Genomic DNA, 2,190 nt, shown 5'->3' on the forward strand with positions numbered 1-2,190 from the left:
TCCAACTCGTCTCCGCCATCATCAAAATTAACTGACGACACGCCCTAAGAAAATCTTGTCATACCGTGCGACCGCAGTCTCTTCGTTCGGTGCGCCGTAACGTTCGTGATGCAGAACCTGAGACTGCGCAAGGCGGGGTTTGATAAAAGTTGAACGCGATGAATCAGGTTTTCCAACAGTTAAACCGAACGCGACGGAGGTTTGTGGCGGTAGTTGAAGTTCGTGCGCCACGGCTTCCGCATTATTGCGCAGTGCGCCGATAAAGACCACGCCGAGACCTGCGGCTTCGAACGACACGACAGCCTTGCTTTCCGCTCCCGATCCTGAACCGCAATGACGCTCCACGGTTGCAGATTCGATGAAGAAGACGCGGACTGGGCCGCCGCTATTGCCCTTTCAAGAGCGCCAGGCGGCAGCGGCGTGTTCAGAAAAGACCTTACAGAGCGGTGCTTCAGAGGACTGAGCGTCTGCGCGTCCGCGCTCTCCATCGGCGCTGCTTCTGAGGCGTCACCGTATCGCTGCCGCCATGCAACGGAAAAATCCTTCAATACCATGAAGTTTCGCCTTGAATTGGATGATCGACACGTCAGTGGCTGGAACTGCCATTCAAGATTGCGCCCCAGAGCGAACGGAACGCCATAGGTGGCTGGGCATGAGGGCGGGATCAGTTGGCCAGCTTGTTACCCGGCTTTGAGCTCTCCGGAGGCTTCCAGAGCCGCCACACGCTCGCGCACCAACGGGACCAATGCTTCGCCATAGTGTTTCGCGTCTTCTAGAGGTTCAAAGCCTCTAATCAGAAAGTTGTTGATACCGTGGCGATAATATTCGATCAGACCTTCCGCGACCTGTTCAGGCGTTCCGACAAGCCCGGTTGAATTACCGGCCGCGCCCGTCAGCGCGGCGACGCCAGTCCACAACCGGGCGTCGCGCCGATTGTCAGATGCGGTTTCCAGCAGGCGTCGAGAGCCGTCATTCAGGGGGCGGTGTCCAGATACCGCGAGCCCCTGCTGCTCTCGGTTCGCGCGCACCAGATCCTCGATCTCTTTCGCGCGCTTCCAGGCGGCTTCTTCCGTTTCCGCGATCACTGGCCGCAATGATAGAGAGAAACCCACCGAACGCCCGTACCGCGCGGCCGAAGCCCTGACGCGCGACACGACCTCCCGCGTGGCGTCAAGCGTTTCGCCCCAGGTGGCGTAAACGTCCGCGTGGCGTCCTGCCACGTCGATGGCTTCGGGAGACGTTCCGCCAAAGAACACCGGCAGGTTATTTGGATGTACCGCGCTCACCGCACGCCGGATGTGATAGAATTTGCCCTCGTGGTCGAACGGCTCCATCGACGACCACTCTTTGCGCAGGATTTCGAGATATTCGTCGCTACGGGCGTATCGCTCGGCTTTAGTTGTTCCGACGTCCCCGTCCTTCGCCATCTCCTCGTCTGCACCGCCGGTGATGATATGGACGGCGACGCGTCCGTTCGACAGCTGGTCCAGTGTGGCGAGCTGGCGGGCGGCGAGAGTCGGCTGGGTGAAGCCGGGACGGTGCGCGACCAGAAATCCGAGGCGGGAAGTCAGTGCCGCGCCATAGGCCGCAACGATCTGGCTTTCCGGGGACGAAGAGCCGAACGGAATCAGGACCCTGTCAAAGCCTCCTTCCTCCTGCGCTTTCAACGCATCCTGAACATAGCGGGGGTCGAGCGCCCGGCTCCTGACGCCGCCATGAATTTCGGACGTATTATTAAATCCTATATAGCCAATGAAGTTGACTGACATGGGCCGGACTCCGATCGATCGAAATGGTGGTCACCATGGTCCTGCCGTCCAATGCCCGTCATGTGAATAAAATTAACGCCTGTATGCGGCCGGTTTTATCGATTGAGTAGGTGTCGTAGAGAGATTTTGTGGATCCGGTTCGTTGCGCTCGATTTGTCTGGCGTTTGGCGCCTGAGCCGCGTGGCTCGTATTGCCACGTTCGCGAGTTCGTTTTCCGCCTTGCTGGCGGTATATTCGGCCGATAACATGTGGGGAGCTCTCACGTCAGCTGGCATGGGGTATTTGAGGGTATTTCCGGGAGTTTTCAGTCCTGAGCGGCGATCGCGTTATTCCATTGAGCGAAGGCCCTGAGACGGTGCAGATGTCGGGAGATGGCGTTGTCGATTGAGGCTGGTGGGACGAACAGATTACGGACGGCGGA

2 protein-coding genes and 1 pseudogene are annotated in these 2,190 nt (G+C 58.7%); all 3 read right to left on the reverse strand.

Annotated elements, in window-relative coordinates; all coding sequences use genetic code 11:
* Window positions 1-27: 27 nt before the first annotated feature.
* The gene (locus HK28_RS09315) at window positions 28-345 is read right to left on the reverse strand and encodes a hypothetical protein (protein ID WP_233140458.1); all 318 of its coding nucleotides are present in this window, start codon (window positions 343-345) and stop codon (window positions 28-30) included.
* A gap of 5 nt (window positions 346-350) precedes the next feature.
* Window positions 351-554 (reverse strand): annotated as a pseudogene (locus tag HK28_RS14305) (nitroreductase family protein); the annotation flags it as partial.
* A 126-nt stretch (window positions 555-680) separates the two neighbouring features.
* A complete protein-coding gene (locus tag HK28_RS09320; RefSeq protein WP_086644318.1) occupies window positions 681-1,769 on the reverse strand; it encodes an LLM class flavin-dependent oxidoreductase in 1,089 nt (362 codons plus the stop codon).
* Between the last annotated feature and the right edge of the window lie 421 nt (window positions 1,770-2,190).

This window comes from Acetobacter sp. DsW_063, assembly GCF_002153745.1.
Taxonomy (GTDB): Bacteria; Pseudomonadota; Alphaproteobacteria; order Acetobacterales; family Acetobacteraceae; genus Acetobacter.

What these genes read in the sequence shown, in the direction of transcription:
- HK28_RS09320 (WP_086644318.1), bottom strand. Translation starts at nt 1,769, where the DNA reads ATGTCAGTCAACTTCATTGGCTATATAGGATTTAATAATACGTCCGAA.